This is a genomic window from Mesorhizobium sp. M0185, assembly GCF_040322175.1.
Classification (GTDB): Bacteria; Pseudomonadota; Alphaproteobacteria; order Rhizobiales; family Rhizobiaceae; genus Mesorhizobium.
In genome coordinates, this window is the sequence record NZ_JAMYSY010000007.1 from 106476 (window position 1) to 122883 (window position 16408).

The following is a 16408-nucleotide window of genomic DNA, read 5'->3' on the forward strand; positions in this document are numbered from 1 at the left end:
TCCCTGAAAGGCGCCGAGGTTGCGGCCAACCCCCTTCTCCCCGTCCCTATACGGGGAGAAGTGCCCGGCAGGGCGATGAGGGGCAGCGCGGCGCTCCTGCTTAAGGGCCAGCAAACGTGACCTCCAGCCAGCCCTATCGTCTCGTATCAGGCGGTCTCATCGATCGCGCCGCGCCGCTGGCCTTCCGCTTCGACGGCAAGAGCTTTGCCGGCTTCCAAGGCGACACGCTGGCCTCGGCGCTGATCGCCAATGGCGTCAAGCTGGTCGGCCGCTCGTTCAAATACCATCGGCCGCGCGGCATCCTGACCGCTGGTTCGGAGGAGCCCAACGCGCTGGTCGAACTGCGCAGCGGAGCGCGGCGCGAGCCGAACACCAAGGCGACCACGGCCGAACTCTATGACGGGCTCGAAGCCGCCAGCCAGAACCGCTGGCCGTCGCTGCGCCACGATCTGATGGCGGTCAATCAGCTGTTCGCGCCGATCTTCGTCGCCGGCTTCTACTACAAGACCTTCATGTGGCCGGCGAAATTCTGGGAAACGATCTACGAGCCAACGATTCGCCGCGCCGCCGGCCTCGGCCGCGCTGCAGGCGTCGCCGATCCCGACCATTACGACAAGGCCTGGGCGCATTGCGACGTGCTGATTGCCGGGTCCGGCCCGGCCGGGCTGGCTGCGGCACTGGCGGCCGGGCGCGGCGGCGCCCGCGTCATCCTGTGCGAGGAAGATTTTGTGCTTGGCGGCCGTCTGCTCGCCGACGGCGGCATGATCGACGGTGCGCCGGCGGCCGAATGGATTACGCGCACGCTGGCCGAACTCGCCACACTGCCCGATGTCCGCATCATGACCCGCACGACATTGTTCGGCGTCTATGATGGCGGCACCTATGGCGCAATCGAGCGGGTCAACGACCACCTGCCCTCGCCGCCCGAGCACCAGGTGCGCCAGCGGCTGTGGCGGATCGTGGCCAAGCGCTGCGTCGCCGCCGCCGGTGCCATCGAGCGGCCGATCGTCTTTGCCGGTAACGACACGCCGGGCGTGATGATGGCTTCGGCGATGCGGACCTATGTCGCGCGCTACGCGGTTACCCCTGCCAGGAGGATCGCGCTGTTCACCAACAATGAGGATGGCTGGCGCACGGTCGAGACCGCGCTTGGCGCCGGTTTGCAGATCGCGGCGGTCGTCGATGCGCGCCCGGACGTCTCCGCCGCGCATCGCGCGCTTGCCGCCAAAGGCGGCTTTGCCGTGCTCAACGGCTCGGTCAGCGGGGTCGAAGGCGGCAAGGACGGGGTCCGGAAAATCGTGGTGGCGCTGACCGGCGGCGCACGGGCGGAAGTCGAAGCCGACGGGCTTGCCGTGTCCGGCGGCTGGAATCCGGCGGTCGGGCTGACCTCCTATCATCGCGGCCAGCCGAAATGGCAGGACGATATCGCAGCCTTCGTGCCGGATGGTGCGCCGCCCGGCATGGTGGCCGTCGGCGCCGCCAACGGCGCCTTCGGGCTGGGCGACTGCCTGCGCCAGGGCTTTGCCGCGGGTGCTGCGGCAGCGCAGAATGCTGGACGCAGCGGCAATGCCGGCACATCGCCGGTCGCCGACAGCGAGGCGTTTTCGCTGACGCCGCTTTGGTATGTGGCCGGCAAAGGGAAAGCCTTCGTCGATTACCAGCACGACGTGACCGCGTCCGACATCGAACTGGCGCAGCGCGAAGGTTTCGAATCGGTCGAGCATCTCAAGCGCTATACGACGCTCGGCATGGCCACCGACCAGGGCAAGACCTCGAACGTCGCCGGTCTCGCCATCATGGCGGCAATCAGCGACAAATCGATCCCCGAAACCGGCACGACGATCTACCGGCCGCCCTATGTGCCGGTCGCCATCGGCGCTTTCGCTGGCCATCATCGCGACGAGAATTTTCATGCGACACGACTGACGCCGTCGCATCACTGGGCAGCCGAACAGGGCGCGGTGTTCGTCGACACCGGCCTGTGGAAGCGGGCGCAATGGTATCCGCGCGCCGGCGAAAAGGACTGGCTGGAATCGGTCACCCGCGAGGTCAAGGCGGTGCGCTCCGGCGTCGGCTTCTGCGATGTCTCGACGCTCGGCAAGATCGACGTGCACGGCCCGGATGCCGGCGCCTTTCTCGACCGCGTCTACATCAACACCTTCTCCAGTCTCGCCGTCGGCAAAGCCCGCTACGGGCTGATGCTGCGCGAGGACGGCATCGTCTATGACGACGGCACGACGTCACGGCTGGCCGAGGACCACTATTTCCTGACCACCACCACCGCCAAGGCCGGGCTGGTGATGCAGCATCTCGAATTCTGCCGGCAGGTGCTGTTCCTCGAATTCGACGTGCAGCTGACATCCGTCTCCGATCAATGGGCGCAGTTCTCGATCGCCGGGCCGAAGACCCGGGACCTGCTTCGGGAAATGGTCGATCCGGCGGAGGATTTGTCGAACGAGGGCTTTCCCTTCATGGGGGCGCGGGAAGTCGCGCTTCGCGGTGGCATCAAGGCGCGGCTGTTCCGCATCTCGTTTTCGGGCGAAATGGCGTTCGAGATTTCGGTTCCCGCCCGCTATGGCGAGACGCTGGCGCGCAATTTGATGCTGGCCGGCAAGCCGTTCGGCGTTACGCCCTACGGTACCGAGGCGCTCGGCGTCATGCGCATCGAAAAGGGCCATGTCGCCGGACCGGAGCTGAACGGCACGACGACGGCCGCCGACCTCGGCCTCGGCAAGATGATGTCGACCAAAAAAGATTTCATCGGCCGCGTCATGGCCGGGCGCGAGGCGCTGATTGCCCCAGACCGGCAGGTCGTCGTCGGCATCAAGCCGGTCGACAAGACGCGCCGCCTGCGTTCCGGCGCGCATATCCTCCCGAAGGGCGAGACGCCCGGTCCCGATAACGACCAGGGCTACGTCACCTCGGTCTGCTTCTCGCCGACGCTCGACCAGTGGATCGGGTTGGCACTGGTTGAGCGCGGGCGCGAGCGCATCGGCGAAATCGTCCATGCGCAAGACCCGCTGCGCGGCGAAGACTACGATGTCGAGCTGTGCAGTCCCGTCTTCTACGATCCGGATGGAGGGCGCCAGCGTGGCTGAGTTTTCCTGGATTGCCCGCAGTCCGCTGGAGAAAGCGCTTGTTGTCGGCGCCTGTGGCGCGCGCGGCACGGCGGCCGGCGTATCGCTCACCGAGATCCGCAATTTCGACCTGATCCAGGTGATGGCGCGGCGCGGCAAAGCGGCAGAACTGGCGAAGGCCGCCGAAACCCGCTTCGGCGTTGCCGCCCCGGAAACGCCGAAGGCGACCCGAGCTCCCGACGCTACGCTGATCTGGTCGGGACCGGATCAGTTCCTGGTCCTGTCCAATGGCGGCAAGCACGCGAGCGAACCGCTGAGCCAGGCGTTTGCGCAATCCGCCTCGTTGTCCGACCAGTCGCATGCCCGCGCGCTGATCAGCGTTTCCGGAGAAAAGGCGCGCGCGATGCTGGCCAAACTGTCGTCGCTAGACCTGCACCCCGCGGCGTTCCCGGCCGGCACCGCTGCCGCGACATCGATCGACCATACCGGCGTCAATCTGTGGCGCGGCAATGACCGGCCGGACGGACAGGCGGTGTTCAATCTTCTGGTGTTCGCCACCTTCGCGGAAAGCCTGTGGCATACGATGCTGGACGCTGCCGCCGAGTATGGCGTCGAGATCAGCCACAGCGAGGAGTTGGCATAGCCTTGGCGCGTCTTCCCTTCTCCCTTGTGGGAGAAGGTGGATCGGCGCGCAGCGCCGAGACGGATGAGGGGTGTTCCAGCGGAGTGAGAGGCTGGCGTTCCCTGGAACACCCCTCATCCGTCGCCTTCGGCGACACCTTCTCCCACAAGGGGAGAAGGGGGAGCTTGTGCCACCTTCACCTTGCCAAACCCGATCCCCCTGCTATTCTTCCCGCTAAAATAATTTCACGCACAGGCAAACTTGTTTCTCGAAACCAAGGTTGAGATGAGCCAGTCGCCCTACCCCGCCGTCGTCGCCGGACCGCCCCGGCCGAGCCTGATCCTGCGGCCAGGCCAGATTACGCTGCCGGCCGGGATGGAGCGCTACTCGGTTCAGGGCAATGGCGCGGTGCTGATCGAGGTCGAGGCCGGCGACATTGTCACCGTGCGCGATGTCGAGGGCGGGCAGGCCTGCGAGTTGCTGGCATGGGACAGCAGCGACGCGACCGATCCCGGCATTCTCGGCGAGAAATCGAACAGCAATGCCGCCGGCATCAAGGCGCTGCTGGCCGAAGGCGACGACAGCCTCGCATCCTTGCGCCGGGGGCTCGAGCGGCGCCAGGTGCAGCTCGACCAGGCGAAGGCGGTTCGCGTTTTCGGCGGCGCCACCCCTGCCGGTACCGAACAGGCTTTTACCGTCGCTCGCGATGGGTCGATGCTGATTGCCGCGCCCGGCGGGCCGATGCTGGTCGACGGCCACGATACGGCGACGCCGCTTAGCGTCATCGTCCGCCGCGCCACCATCCGCCCGGCGGCGAAATCCAGGCTTGCCGACCCGCTGGCCGATCCCGTGCTCGACCTGCCCGTCCATTCGGCGACGGCGGAGGCCTACTTCGTCAAGGCGGGCGACTATCTGCAGATCATCGATGTCGATGGGCGCCAATGCACCGACTTCCAGTGCTTTTCGGCGCGCAAGCTGGACAAGGGCCGCGATCATCCGCTCGACGTGACGACGACGCGCACGCTGATGGGTTCGAGCTATCCGATGCCCGGTCTGCACTCGAAATACTACGACCAGGACATGGAGCCGCTGGTCGAGGTTGTGCAGGACACTTGCGGCCGCCACGATGCATTCGCGCTCGCCTGTGCGGCCAAATATTACGACGACATCGGTTATCCCGGCCATCCCAACTGCTCGGAGAATTTCAACCGCGCGCTGGCCGACAAGGGTGTCACGCCTCGCGCCGGCTGGATGGCGATCAACTTCTTCTTCAACACGGCCATCGACGCGCATGGCGTCGTGGTATCGGACGAGCCATGGTCGCGGCCGGGCGACTATGTGCTACTCAAGGCGCTCACCGACATCGTCTGCGTCTCGTCCGCCTGCCCCGACGATACGACGCCGGCCAATGGCTGGAACCTGACCGACATCCATGTGCGAACCTATCCCGGCCAGCACAAATTCTCGCGAGCGATCGCCAGACGCATGACGCCCGATTCGGAACCGAAAATGACCCGCGAGACCGCCTTTCATTCGAGCTTTGCCAAGCACACCCGCAACTTCGTCGAGTACAAGGGCTATTGGCTGGCCAATTCCTTCGCCAAGCAAGGCCCGATCGATGAATACTGGGCCTGCCGGCAGGACGCCGTGATCATGGACCTGTCGCCGCTGCGCAAGTTCGAGGTCACCGGGCCGGACTCCGAGGCGCTGCTGCAATACACGCTGACCCGCGACATCAAGAAGCTCGGCGTCGGCCAGGTCGTCTATTCCGCCATGTGCTACGAGCATGGCGGCATGATCGACGACGGCACGCTGCTCAGGCTCGGCAAGGATAATTTCCGCTGGGTCGGCGGCGACGATCTATCCGGCCAATGGCTGCGGGAAACGGCGCAAAAACTCGGCCTCACCGTGCTGGTGCGCTCCTCGACCGACCAGATGCACAATGTTGCCGTGCAGGGACCGAAAAGCCGAGACGTCCTGCGGCAGATCATCTGGACCTCGCCGCTGCAGCCGTCGATCGACGAACTCGAATGGTTCCGTTTCGCCGTCGCCCGCATCGGCGGCGGCAACGGCATTCCCGTCGTGGTGTCGCGCACCGGCTACACCGGCGAGCTCGGCTATGAGATCTGGTGCCATCCGCGCGACGCCGAAAAGGTGTTCGACGCCATCTGGCAGGCCGGCCAGCCGCACGGCCTGAAGCCGATGGGGCTGCAGGCGCTCGATATGGTGCGCATCGAGGCCGGGCTGATCTTTGCTGCTCACGAGTTTTCCGACCAGACCGACCCGTTCGAGGCCGGCATCGGCTTCACCGTACCCCTGAAGACCAAGAGCGACGATTTCATCGGCCGCGAGGCGCTGATCCGGCGCAAGGAAAACCCGCAGAAGAAGCTGGTCGGCCTCGACGTCGACGCCAATGTCGCGGTCGGCCACGGCGATTGCGTGCATGTCGGCCGGGCCCAGATCGGCGTCGTCACCTCGGGCATGCGCTCGCCGGTGCTGAACAAGACCATCGCGTTGGCCAGGCTCGACGTCGCGCATTCGGCGATCGGCACCGAGGTCGAGATCGGCAAGCTCGATGGTCACAGCAAGCGGCTGCCGGCGCGCGTCGTCGCCTTCGCCCATTACGACCCGCAAAAGATCAGGCCGCGCTCCTGACCGACGCTTCCTGGTTCTTCCCTTCTCCCACAACAAGGGGAGAAGGAAAGACCGCACCCGTTGGCAGCGCCAGCGAAGCTCGACTGTTTCACAAGCGCAATGTGCACAGCGTCACAAAGCGCTTGACGTGAAAGCGCGTTGGGTCAATCTTCACTGCTAAGAAAAAAATACTACTGAGCGGAAAACGCCTGGGGCCGTTCAACGTGAGCGTCGATGACGCCTCGCGAGATTGCGGCTGTTGCCGATGGGGAACATCAAAAATGGGGAATCCACGTAAATGAGCACGATAGTCACCACCTTGGTGCCGCCTGCCGAAGGGCAGCTGCACCGGAACATCGATTGGCGCGGCGCCTTCTGGGTGGCAAGCGGCGTTCCGGCCCTTGTCCTGTTTTCGATCGGCGGCATCGCCGGCACCACCGGAACACTGGCCTTCCTGATCTGGGCCGTATCCATGGTCATGGGCTTCCTGCAGTCCTTCACCTATGCGGAGATCGCCGGGCTGTTCCCGAACAAATCCGGCGGCGCCTCGGTCTACGGCGCCACCGCGTGGCTGCGCTATTCGAAATTCATCGCGCCGCTTTCGGTGTGGTGCAACTGGTTCGCCTGGTCGCCGGTGCTGTCGCTCGGCTGCTCGATCGCCGCCGCCTATATCCTCAACGCGCTGGCACCGGTGCCGCTGTTCACCGACACTTCGCCGGAAGTCGCCACCTATATTGCGGCCCATGCCGGAACCAGCGCCGCTGACGCCATCACCGCGGTCACCGCGGCGGCGACGCCGGCGATCCGCAACTGGACGCTCTACGGTCACACGCTTGGCCCGGTTTCCTTCACCTTCAACGCAACCTTCTTCATCGGCGCGGTGCTGATGCTGATCATCTTCTCGATCCAGCATCGCGGCATCCTGGGCACGGCCAACGTGCAGAAATATATCGGCCTGCTGGTCATCATCCCGATGCTCATCGTCGGCGTGGTGCCGATCGTCACCGGCCAGATCAACTGGGCAAACTTCTCGCCGCTGGTGCCGCTCGCTGCAGCCTATGCGCCGGAGCCCGGCGCGTGGAACATCGCCGGCTGGACGCTGGTGCTCGGCGGCATGTTCATCGCGGCATGGTCGACTTACGGATTCGAGACCGCGGTCTGCTACACCTCCGAGTTCAAGAACCCGGGCACCGATACCTTCAAGGCGATCTTCTACTCCGGCCTGCTGTGCATGCTGCTGTTCATCCTGGTGCCGTTCACCTTCCAGGGCGTGCTCGGCTTGAACGGCATGCTGGCGACGCCGATCGTCGACGGCTCCGGCGTTGCCGATGCGCTGGCCGGCATGGTCGGCGGCGGACAGCTGATCCACAGCCTGCTGGTGATGCTGATGATCCTGGCCCTGGTGCTATGCATCATGACGGCGATGGCCGGCTCCTCGCGCACGCTCTATCAAGGTTCGGTCGACGGCTGGCTGCCGCGCTATCTCAGCCATGTCAACGAGCACGGCGCCCCGACGCGGGCGATGTGGACCGACCTGATCTTCAACCTGATCGTGCTGGCCATCGCCTCGGCCGACGCAACGAGCTTCTTCTTCATCCTCGCCGTGTCGAATTGCGGCTACATCATCTTCAACTTCCTTAACCTCAATGCCGGCTGGATCCACCGCATCGACAATGGCCACATCGCGCGGCCTTGGAAGGCGCCGAGCTGGCTGCTCGGCCTCGGCGCTATCTTTGCCTACGTCAACGCGGTCTTCATGGGCGCCGGCGCCAAGGTGTGGAATCCGATGGCATTGTGGGCCGGGCTGATCACGGCAGCCTTGATCATCCCGGTGTTCTGCTTCCGGCATTACATCCAGGACAAGGGCAAATTCCCCGACCACATGCTGGCCGATCTCGGCATGAGCTCGTCCGACCTTGCGGTGAAAAAGGCGGGGATGCTGCCCTATCTGACGCTGGTCGCCGGCGTCGTGGTGATGCTGCTCGCCAACTGGCTGTTCGTCATCTGACGGCTTGCCTTGAGGGATCGGGCGCGCAAGGCGCGCTCGATCCCTGCATTTCGTTCTTGCTTTGTGCCGGCAGCTATGCTACTAATTTCGGTATGGTGATGATTCGCCCCGAGACCCGCCGCCGAGGCGGGTTTTTCTTTTTAGGGGCTATTCGGCAGCGGTGCCAGCGCGGGAGCGACCGCCAAGCGCTGCGCCGATATCCTCGAGCACCTGTCCGACGCGCGCCTGGATCGTCTCGGACGCAAGCACGCCGTCGATGAAATCCCTGTCCGAAGCGTAGATCGCGGTCGGCAGCGTAAAGGCCTCGAAGAAGCCGAACAGCGGTCTCAGCTGGTGCTCGATGATCAGCGCATGCCGGTCGCCGCCGCCGGTCGCCAGCAGCACCACCGGCTTGCCCCTGAGCGCCGTCGGGTCGACAAGATCGAAGAAGTGTTTGAACAGGCCGGTATAGCTGCCCTTGTAGGTGGGCGAGCCAACGACGAGCACGTCCGCCGCGACGACGCGCTTGAGGATATCGCCCGCTTGCGCATCCAGTTCACGCGCCCATTTGGCGCCACCGAGGCTGGGGCCGAGGTCGACGACGTCATGCGTGCTGGCGGCCAGGCCATATCTGCCGGCTACCTCGTTCACGATACGATCGACGAAGCCGCGCGTCTTGGACGGCCGGGTGAAATTGCCTGAGAAACCGACAACGGCCGGATTGGTCATGATGCAAAGCCCTCGCGATGATTTCGGGCTGCCAGCCCGCTGCTCATGACCCTATGGACATTCGGACCGAACGAAAAGAACGGATGCTTGCCACGGTCTAAAATCATTACCGGTTCTAACCAGCTTTGCGGATCGCTGCCGTCTCAGGTTGGAAGAACCGGTTTGGCGGCCGCTTCAGGCCAAGATTTTCGCGCAGGGTCGTTCCTTCGTATTCGCTCCTGAAAATGCCGCGCCGCTGCAATTCGGGCACGATTTTCTCGACGAAATCATCCAATCCGGCGGGAAGATAGGGGAACATGACGTTGAACCCGTCCGAGCCTTCGGTGACCAGCCATTCCTCCATCTCGTCGGCGATGGTTTTCGAAGTGCCGACGAAGGCAAGACCGGAATAGCCGCCCAGCCGCTGCGCAAGCTGCCTGACGGTCAGGTTTTCCTTGCGCGCCAGTTCGATGACGCGCTCGCGGCCGCTCTTGCTGGCGTTGCTTTCCGGGATTTCGGGCAAGACTGAATCCGGATCGAACCGCGACGCGTCGTGGCCGAGCGCGATCGACAGCGAGGCGACGCCGCTCTCGTAGTAGACGAGGCTGTCGAGCTTGGCCCGCTTCGTCTGCGCCTCCTCGACGGTCTCGCCGACAATGACGAAGGCGCCGGGCAGGATCTTGATGTCGTCGCGCGACCGGCCAAGTTTTTGCGCACGTTTCTTGACGTCGGCAAAGAAGCGCTGCCCCGAGGCGAGATCGGCATGGGCGGCGAAGATCACCTCGGCCGTTTCCGCGGCGAGCTGCCGTCCGGCCTCCGACGCGCCGGCCTGCACGATGACCGGCCAGCCCTGCACCGGCCGCGCGATATTGAGCGGTCCCCGCACCGAAAGATATTCGCCCTTGTGGTCGAGCACATGCAGCTTCGCCGGGTCGAAATAGAGCCCGCTTTCGGCGTCGCGGATGAAGGCATCGTCGGCAAAACTGTCCCACAGGCCGGTGACGACATCGTAACACTCCCGCGCCCGGCGATAACGCTCGTCGTGCTCGACATGCTCGTCGAGGCCGAAATTCAGCGCGGCGTCGGGATTGGATGTGGTGACGATATTCCAGCCGGCGCGCCCGCCGCTGATATGGTCGAGAGAGGCGAAACGACGGGCGATGTGGTACGGCGCGTCGAACGTCGTCGAGGCGGTTGCGATCAGCCCGATACGATCGGTGACGGCGGCAAGCGCCGACAACAGCGTGAACGGCTCGAAGGACGTGACCGTGTGGCTGCGCCGCAGCGCCTCGATCGGCATGTTGAGCACGGCCAGGTGGTCGGCCATGAAGAAGGCGTCGAACTTCGCCGCTTCCAGCCTTTGCGCGAAGTGCTTGAGATGCGCGAAATTGAAGTTGGCGTCGGGATAGGCGCCCGGGTAGCGCCAGGCGCCGGTATGAAGGCTGACGGGCCGCACGAAAGCGCCAAGGCGCAATTGTCGATTTTCTGCCATGGAAAAACGCACCGATGACGACGAGCGTAACGCTCCAATTGCTCGAGCATGGGATGGCTTTGCGGCCATGGGAAGGAATTCTGTTTTGCAAAACCGGCGTCGGGGAGCATTTTTTGTGCGGGCGGCGGACCGATCAATCGATCTTGATGAACACGCCCTTGGTGTTGAGATACTCGGCGAGGTGCTCGGCGCCGCCCTCGCGGCCGTAGCCGCTCATCTTGTAGCCGCCGAAGGGCACGGCCGGATCGATGGCGTGATAGGTATTGACCCAGACCGAGCCGGCGCGGATCTTGCGCGAGAGCTGGTGGGCGGTGGCGAGATTTTGGGTGAAGACCCCTGCAGCCAGGCCGTAAGGCGTGTTGTTGGCCCGCTCGACCGCCTCGTCCAGCGTATCGAACGGCAAGGCTGAAATCACCGGCCCGAAGATCTCCTCACGGGCGATCTTCATGTCGTCCGAGACGCCGGCAAAAACGGTCGGCGCGACGAAATTGCCAGCGGCAAGCGCGCCTTCCACAAGCCGGGTGCCTCCGGTGACGAGTTTCGCCCCTTCCGCGGTGCCGGCCTCGAGGTAACCGGTGACCCGTTGCAACTGCTTTTCGGAGACGAGCGGACCGATCTCGGTCGCCGGGTCGATGCCGTCGCCGACCCTGAGACCCTTGGCATATGCCGCGAGCCGCTCGACGAACTCGTCATGGACGGCGCGTTCGACGAAAAGGCGCGAACCGGCGATGCAGATCTGGCCGGAATTGGCGAACACCGACATCGCCGCCACCGGCACCGCCTTGTCGAGATCGGCATCGGCGCAGACGATGACCGGCGACTTGCCGCCGAGCTCCAGGGAGACGCGCTTGAGGTTGCCGGCCGAGGCCCGCACGATCGACTGGCCGGTTGCCGTAGAGCCGGTGAAGACGATCTTGTCGATGCCCATATGCTCGGCGAGTGCGGCACCTGCCTCGGTGCCGGTGCCGGTGACGATGTTGACGACGCCTTCCGGAACGCCGGCCTCGTTCATGATGTCGGCGATCAAAAGTGGCGTCAGCGGCGCCTCTTCCGATGGTTTCAGCACGATGGTGCAGCCGGTCGCCAGCGCCGGGCCGATCTTCCAGATCGACGCCGCCGTTGGCGCGTTCCAGGGAATGATTGCGCCGACGACGCCGACCGGCTCCTTGCGGGTGAAAGAGACGATTTCGCCGGGCAGCGAGTTGTCGATCGTCTCGCCGTGCAGCGCCGTCGCCATGCCGGCATAGTAGCGCAGCATGCCGATGACGCGGTTGCGATTGGCGTGGGTGCGTATGATCGGCATGCCCATGTCGGTGGTGTCGGAGCGGCTGATCTCTTCCCAGTGCTTTTCGAAGAGGTCGGCGATCCTCAGCAGCAGCACCTGCCGCTCATAAGGCTTGAACCGGCTCCACGAGCCCTCGAACGCCTTGCGCGCAGCAGTCACCGCCAAGTCGATGTCCTGGCGGTCGGCGCGCGGCACCGTGGCGATGACCGCGCCGGTGGCGGGATTTCGGCTCTCCGTGGTCCGGCCGGAGCGGGCATCGACCCAGCCGCCGCCGATGAACATCCGGCGATGGCGACCGTCGATCGGCAGCCGCAGCGGGGCCGTCGTCTGAGCTATGGTCATGACCGTCCTCCAACCACGCGCTAGTCTTAATAGCGGTGTCGTCCTGTGTTCGGTAGCGAATTTGTCACCACCCAACGGGCGTCAATGGCATGCCGCTTGTTTATTGACGTTCAGCACTTATGTAGGTATCACCATGATAGATGAAGCACCGGAAGGAATGCCATAGAAGGGGGATTTGTGACGACCACGCAACCTTGGGATGCCGGCCGTGCGACGATTGAAATAAGATCTATCGCGAGAAATCTGAAACTAAACATCTCGTACAAGCTGCATGCGCAGGATCGGCTTTCCGAACGCGGCTTGATCATGTCTGATGTACTGCATGCGCTCAAGTTTGGAAATGTGTACCAACCACCTGTGCCCGCAACCCGGCCGGGTCATTTCCGTTATCGCGTGGAGTGCAAGACACCGAACGGCGGGAGTCGATCCATCGGGGTCGTTATTATTCCTTCCAAGAACGGATGTCTCGTCAAAGTTATTTCGGTCATGTGGATCGATGAGTTCGAGCGAAAAGCGGGCTCGATAATTGGAGTTGAAGCTGATGAATAACGCACACCACTACACAGAAAGCGGTCTGCTCAACGTTTACATCGAAGGCATCGCCGTTGAGGTGGATGACGATGGCGACGACATCATCACGATTCCTGCTGTGAATGAACTGCATCAAGTAATCGCGCTTGGGATCGTAAGCCATGCCAAGGGCATGAGCGGGGACGAGCTTCGTTTCCTGCGCTCGGAAATGGGTCTGACCCAAGCTGAATTGGCCGCCATGGTCCACCGTGACAAGCAGTCGATTGGCCGATGGGAGCGCAACGAAATCGACATTGACAGCTCGGCTGAGGCCCTGGTGCGTCGTTTGGCAATCGAAAAGCTAGGGCTCCCTGTCGACGCGGGAATCGATGAGTTGTCGCGTCGGAGCGTTCCTACCGCGGACGAGCAACCGATCAAAATACAGAAAATGAATAACGATGCTCGGCCGTACGAACTGATTGCGGCCTGACCCTAATAACCCCGCCTCGGCGGGGTTATCTATGGAAGACGTTCGCTCGACCGCTATTCGGCCGCCAGGGCCAGTTGCGGCCTTTCGTTCTTTTCTTCCGTCTCGGCCGGCTGCTCCACCACCTTCTTGGGCTCCCGGCCGAAGAACAGCGCATAGGCTGCCGGCAGCACAAGGATGGTCAGCACCGTGGCGACGAGAATGCCGCCCATCATGGCGTAGGCGAGCGGCCCCCAGAAGACGCCGCGCGAGATCGGGATCAGCGCCAGCACCGCCGTCAGCGCCGTCAGCACGATCGGCCGGAAGCGGCGCACCGCCGAGCCGATGATGGCCTCGGAACGCTCCACGCCGGCGGCGATGTCCTGATCGATCTGATCGACCAGGATGATCGAGTTGCGCATGATGATGCCGAGCAGGGCGATGACACCGAGGATGGCGACGAAGCCGAACGGCGCGCCGCTGATCAAAAGTGCCGCCGCCGCGCCGATGATGCCGAGCGGACCGGTGGCCAGCACCAGCATCGCCTTGCCGAAATGCTGCAGCTGGATCATCAGCAGCACGACGATGACGGCCAGCATGATCGGCGCTTTCGCCGCAATCGAGGCCTGGCTTTCGGCCGCATCCTCGGCGCCGCCCTGGATCTCGATCTTGTAGCCGGGTGCGAGGCTGGCGCGCAGGCCCTGCATCTCACTGTACATTTTCATGGCGACATCGTTCGGCTGCACGCCGTCCGGAAGCGTGGCGCGTACGCTGATGGTCGGCAAGCGGTCGCGCCGCCATTCGACGCCTTGCTCCAGCACCGGGACGATCTTGGCGACCTGCGACAGCGGCACGGAGCCACCGAAATCGGTCGGGATGTAGACGGAGTCGACCGCCGACAGCAGGTGACGGCTTGCCTCCGGCTCACGGGCGACGATCGAAACCGTCTCCTCGCCGTCGCGGAAGTCATCGAGCGGCGCTCCCGACATGGCCGCCTGCAGCGTCTGGCGGATGCGCTGCGAGGTGACGCCGAGCGCACGGGCGCGATCCTGGTCGATCACCAGCTTCATCGTCGGCACCGGCTCCAGCCAGTCGTCGTGGATGGCGCCGAGCAGCGGATTTGCCTGGAACTTCGCCTTCACCTCGTCAGCGATGCGGCGCACCTCCTGGCGATCCGGACCCATGACGCGCATCTGCACCGGCCAGCCGGTCGGCGGACCAAGGAACAGGCGGTCGACCTTGGCGCGGATCGATGGGAAATCATTGGCCAGGATGGTGCGCAGCTTGACAATCAGCCGCTCGCGGGCCGGTTCGTCATTGGCCATCACCAGAAGCTGGGCGAAGTTCGGGTTGCGAAGCTGCTGGTCGAGCGGCAGGAAGAAGCGCGGCGCGCCTTCGCCGACATAGGTGGCGATGAAGCGCTTGTCCTTGTCGTCCATCATCCTGGCTTCGAGCGCCTTGGCCTGCGTCTCGACTTCCTTGATGCTGGTGCCTTCCGGCAGCCAGAGGTCGACAAGGATTTCCGGGCGCGACGATTGCGGGAAGAAATTCTGCGGGATGAACTGGAACGCCCACAGGCTGGTGGCAAACGTCATCAGCGTCATCACCAGGACGATGATGCGGTGGCGCACCGCCCATGCAACGGTCGAGCGAAGACGGCGGTAGAAGCGCGTGTCGAAGACATCGTGATGGTTGCCGGCGTGCTTGCGCTGCTTCAGGATCATGTGGCCGAGCCACGGCGTGAAATAGACCGCCGCGAACCAGGACACGACCAGCGCGATGCCGACGACGTAAAACAGGGTGCGCACATATTCGCCGGCCGTAGAGGCCGCGAAACCGACGGGGATGAAGCCGGCCGTGGTGATCAGCGTGCCGGTCAGCATCGGGAAGGCGGTCGAGGAATAGGCGAAGCTCGCCGCCTCGACCTTGACCAAGCCTTCCTCGAGCTTTCGCTCCATCATTTCGACGACGATCATCGCGTCGTCGACCAGGAGGCCAAGGGCGATGATCAGGGCGCCGAGCGAAATGCGCTGCAGGTCGATGCCGAGCTCGTACATGATGGCGAACGTGGCGGCCAGGACCAGCGGAATGACGATCGCGATCACCAGGCCCGAGCGCCACCCGATCGACAGGAACGATACAAAAAGCACGATCAGCAGCGCTTCGCCGAGCGCTTCCATGAACTCGCTCACAGCCTCCTTCACGACATGCGGCTGGTCGGAAATCTGATCGACCGAAACGCCATAGGGCAGCGCCGCTTCGAAGCGCTTATAGGTCGCTTCGACGTCCTTGCCGACGTCGGTGACGTTGAAGCCCTTGGCCATGACGACGCCGAGCTGGACGCTGTCGTGTCCGTTGAAACGGTACTTGCGCTGGTACGGATCCTCGAGGCCCGAGGTCACGGTGGCGATGTCGCCGAGGCGCGTCACCTGGTTGCCGGCGCGCAGGCGAAGTTCGCGGATGTCGGCCGCCCTGGTGACATCGCCCTCGACCGAAATGCGCACCGAACGCTGGCCGGTGTCGACCGAACCTGCCGGGTCGACATTGTTCTGGCCTTGGATCGCATTCTGCAGGTCGGTCAACGTCAGGCCGCGTTCGGCAAGCACCTTGGATGAAACGTCGATGTAGAGCTTTTCCGGCTGGTCGCCGATGATCACGGCCTTCTCGACACCGGGCGTCGTCAGCAGCATGTCACGCGCCTGGATGGCGAATTTCTTCAGCTCGGGATAGCTGTAGCCGTCGCCGCTGATCGAATGCAGGGTGATGAACGTGTCGCCGAATTCGTCATTGAAGTAAGGCCCGAGCAGCCCCTGCGGCAGCTCATTGGCGATATCGCCGACCTTCTTGCGCACCTGATAGAAAGCATCGGCGACCTGCGCCGGATTGGTGTCGCCCTTGACCTGCAAGGTAATGATGGCGCTGCCGGCGCGGGTGTAGGAGCGGACGAAATCGAGGTGCGGCGTTTCCTGCAGCTTGCGCTCGATCTTGTTGACGACCTGGTCCTCCATCTCCTTGATCGAGGAGCCTGGCCAGATCGCCTGGACGACCATGACGCGGAAGGTGAAATCGGGGTCTTCCTTTTGGCCCATGCGCATCAGGCCGAGCGCACCGGCGACGATGATCAGCCCGAACAGGAAGCGGGCAATGCTCGGATGGCCGATTGCCCAGCGCGAAAGATTGAAAGACCGCTTTTCATTGGTGTCGATGGTCATCGGCGTCAGTCCGTTTCAATTTGATCAACAGAGCACGCGCTTTCGCATGCCCAAGGAACTTCCGATGTGGGCT

At 63.8% G+C, this 16408-nt stretch carries 10 protein-coding genes; 6 read left to right on the forward strand and 4 right to left on the reverse strand.

All coding sequences use genetic code 11. From position 1 onward, the window contains the following. Nucleotides 1–116 precede the first annotated feature (116 nt). From NKJ20_RS08285 to NKJ20_RS08300, 4 genes are all read left to right on the forward strand, one after another. Nucleotides 117–3098, forward strand: a complete 2982-nt coding sequence (locus NKJ20_RS08285; protein WP_352743484.1) for a sarcosine oxidase subunit alpha — start codon at nucleotides 117–119, stop codon at nucleotides 3096–3098. Further along, complete coding sequence (locus NKJ20_RS08290; protein ID WP_352453800.1) at nucleotides 3091–3720, forward strand: sarcosine oxidase subunit gamma; 630 nt, start codon at nucleotides 3091–3093, stop codon at nucleotides 3718–3720. The genes NKJ20_RS08285 and NKJ20_RS08290 overlap by 8 nt, the downstream gene beginning before the upstream one ends. Nucleotides 3721–3984: 264 nt before the next feature. Further along, the gene (locus NKJ20_RS08295) at nucleotides 3985–6354 is read left to right on the forward strand and encodes a trimethylamine N-oxide demethylase (RefSeq protein WP_352743486.1); all 2370 of its coding nucleotides are present in this window, start codon (nucleotides 3985–3987) and stop codon (nucleotides 6352–6354) included. A 277-nt stretch (nucleotides 6355–6631) separates the two neighbouring features. Further along, nucleotides 6632–8341, forward strand: coding sequence for a trimethylamine N-oxide permease (locus tag NKJ20_RS08300; protein WP_352743488.1), 1710 nt, complete (start codon nucleotides 6632–6634; stop codon nucleotides 8339–8341). A 147-nt stretch (nucleotides 8342–8488) separates the two neighbouring features. On the opposite strand, the gene msuE is transcribed toward NKJ20_RS08300, so the two are convergent. The 3 genes from msuE to NKJ20_RS08315 form a co-directional block, all read right to left on the reverse strand. Next, entirely contained in the window at nucleotides 8489–9049 is a 561-nt protein-coding gene (gene msuE, locus NKJ20_RS08305; RefSeq protein WP_352455213.1) for an FMN reductase, read from the reverse strand. Nucleotides 9050–9164: 115 nt separating this feature from the next. Next, on the reverse strand, nucleotides 9165–10520 hold the full coding sequence (locus tag NKJ20_RS08310) for an LLM class flavin-dependent oxidoreductase (RefSeq protein ID WP_352743490.1): 1356 nt from the start codon (nucleotides 10518–10520) through the stop codon (nucleotides 9165–9167). Nucleotides 10521–10653: 133 nt separating this feature from the next. Then, a complete protein-coding gene (locus tag NKJ20_RS08315) occupies nucleotides 10654–12147 on the reverse strand; it encodes an aldehyde dehydrogenase family protein (protein ID WP_352743492.1) in 1494 nt (497 codons plus the stop codon). A gap of 177 nt (nucleotides 12148–12324) precedes the next feature. Here NKJ20_RS08315 and NKJ20_RS08320 point away from each other — a divergent pair, with 177 nt between their 5' ends. Together NKJ20_RS08320 and NKJ20_RS08325 are read left to right on the forward strand one after the other, a co-directional pair. Then, entirely contained in the window at nucleotides 12325–12696 is a 372-nt protein-coding gene (locus NKJ20_RS08320) for a DUF4258 domain-containing protein (protein ID WP_352743493.1), read from the forward strand. Then, nucleotides 12689–13147: a helix-turn-helix domain-containing protein gene (locus NKJ20_RS08325; protein WP_352455217.1), complete on the forward strand. Its 459-nt coding sequence runs from the start codon at nucleotides 12689–12691 to the stop codon at nucleotides 13145–13147. The genes NKJ20_RS08320 and NKJ20_RS08325 overlap by 8 nt, the downstream gene beginning before the upstream one ends. Nucleotides 13148–13200: 53 nt before the next feature. Here the strand turns inward: NKJ20_RS08325 and NKJ20_RS08330 are convergent, their stop codons facing one another. Next, on the reverse strand, nucleotides 13201–16335 hold the full coding sequence (locus NKJ20_RS08330; protein WP_352743494.1) for an efflux RND transporter permease subunit: 3135 nt from the start codon (nucleotides 16333–16335) through the stop codon (nucleotides 13201–13203). Between the last annotated feature and the right edge of the window lie 73 nt (nucleotides 16336–16408).

Bases quoted from the DNA above. Each gene is read 5' to 3' on its own strand.
- NKJ20_RS08295 (WP_352743486.1), top strand. From the start codon at position 3,985: ATGAGCCAGTCGCCCTACCCCGCCGTCGTCGCCGGACCGCCCCGGCCG.
- NKJ20_RS08300 (WP_352743488.1), top strand. From the start codon at position 6,632: ATGAGCACGATAGTCACCACCTTGGTGCCGCCTGCCGAAGGGCAGCTG.
- msuE (WP_352455213.1), bottom strand. From the start codon at position 9,049: ATGACCAATCCGGCCGTTGTCGGTTTCTCAGGCAATTTCACCCGGCCG.
- NKJ20_RS08310 (WP_352743490.1), bottom strand. From the start codon at position 10,520: ATGGCAGAAAATCGACAATTGCGCCTTGGCGCTTTCGTGCGGCCCGTC.
- NKJ20_RS08315 (WP_352743492.1), bottom strand. From the start codon at position 12,147: ATGACCATAGCTCAGACGACGGCCCCGCTGCGGCTGCCGATCGACGGT.
- NKJ20_RS08325 (WP_352455217.1), top strand. From the start codon at position 12,689: ATGAATAACGCACACCACTACACAGAAAGCGGTCTGCTCAACGTTTAC.
- NKJ20_RS08330 (WP_352743494.1), bottom strand. From the start codon at position 16,335: ATGACCATCGACACCAATGAAAAGCGGTCTTTCAATCTTTCGCGCTGG.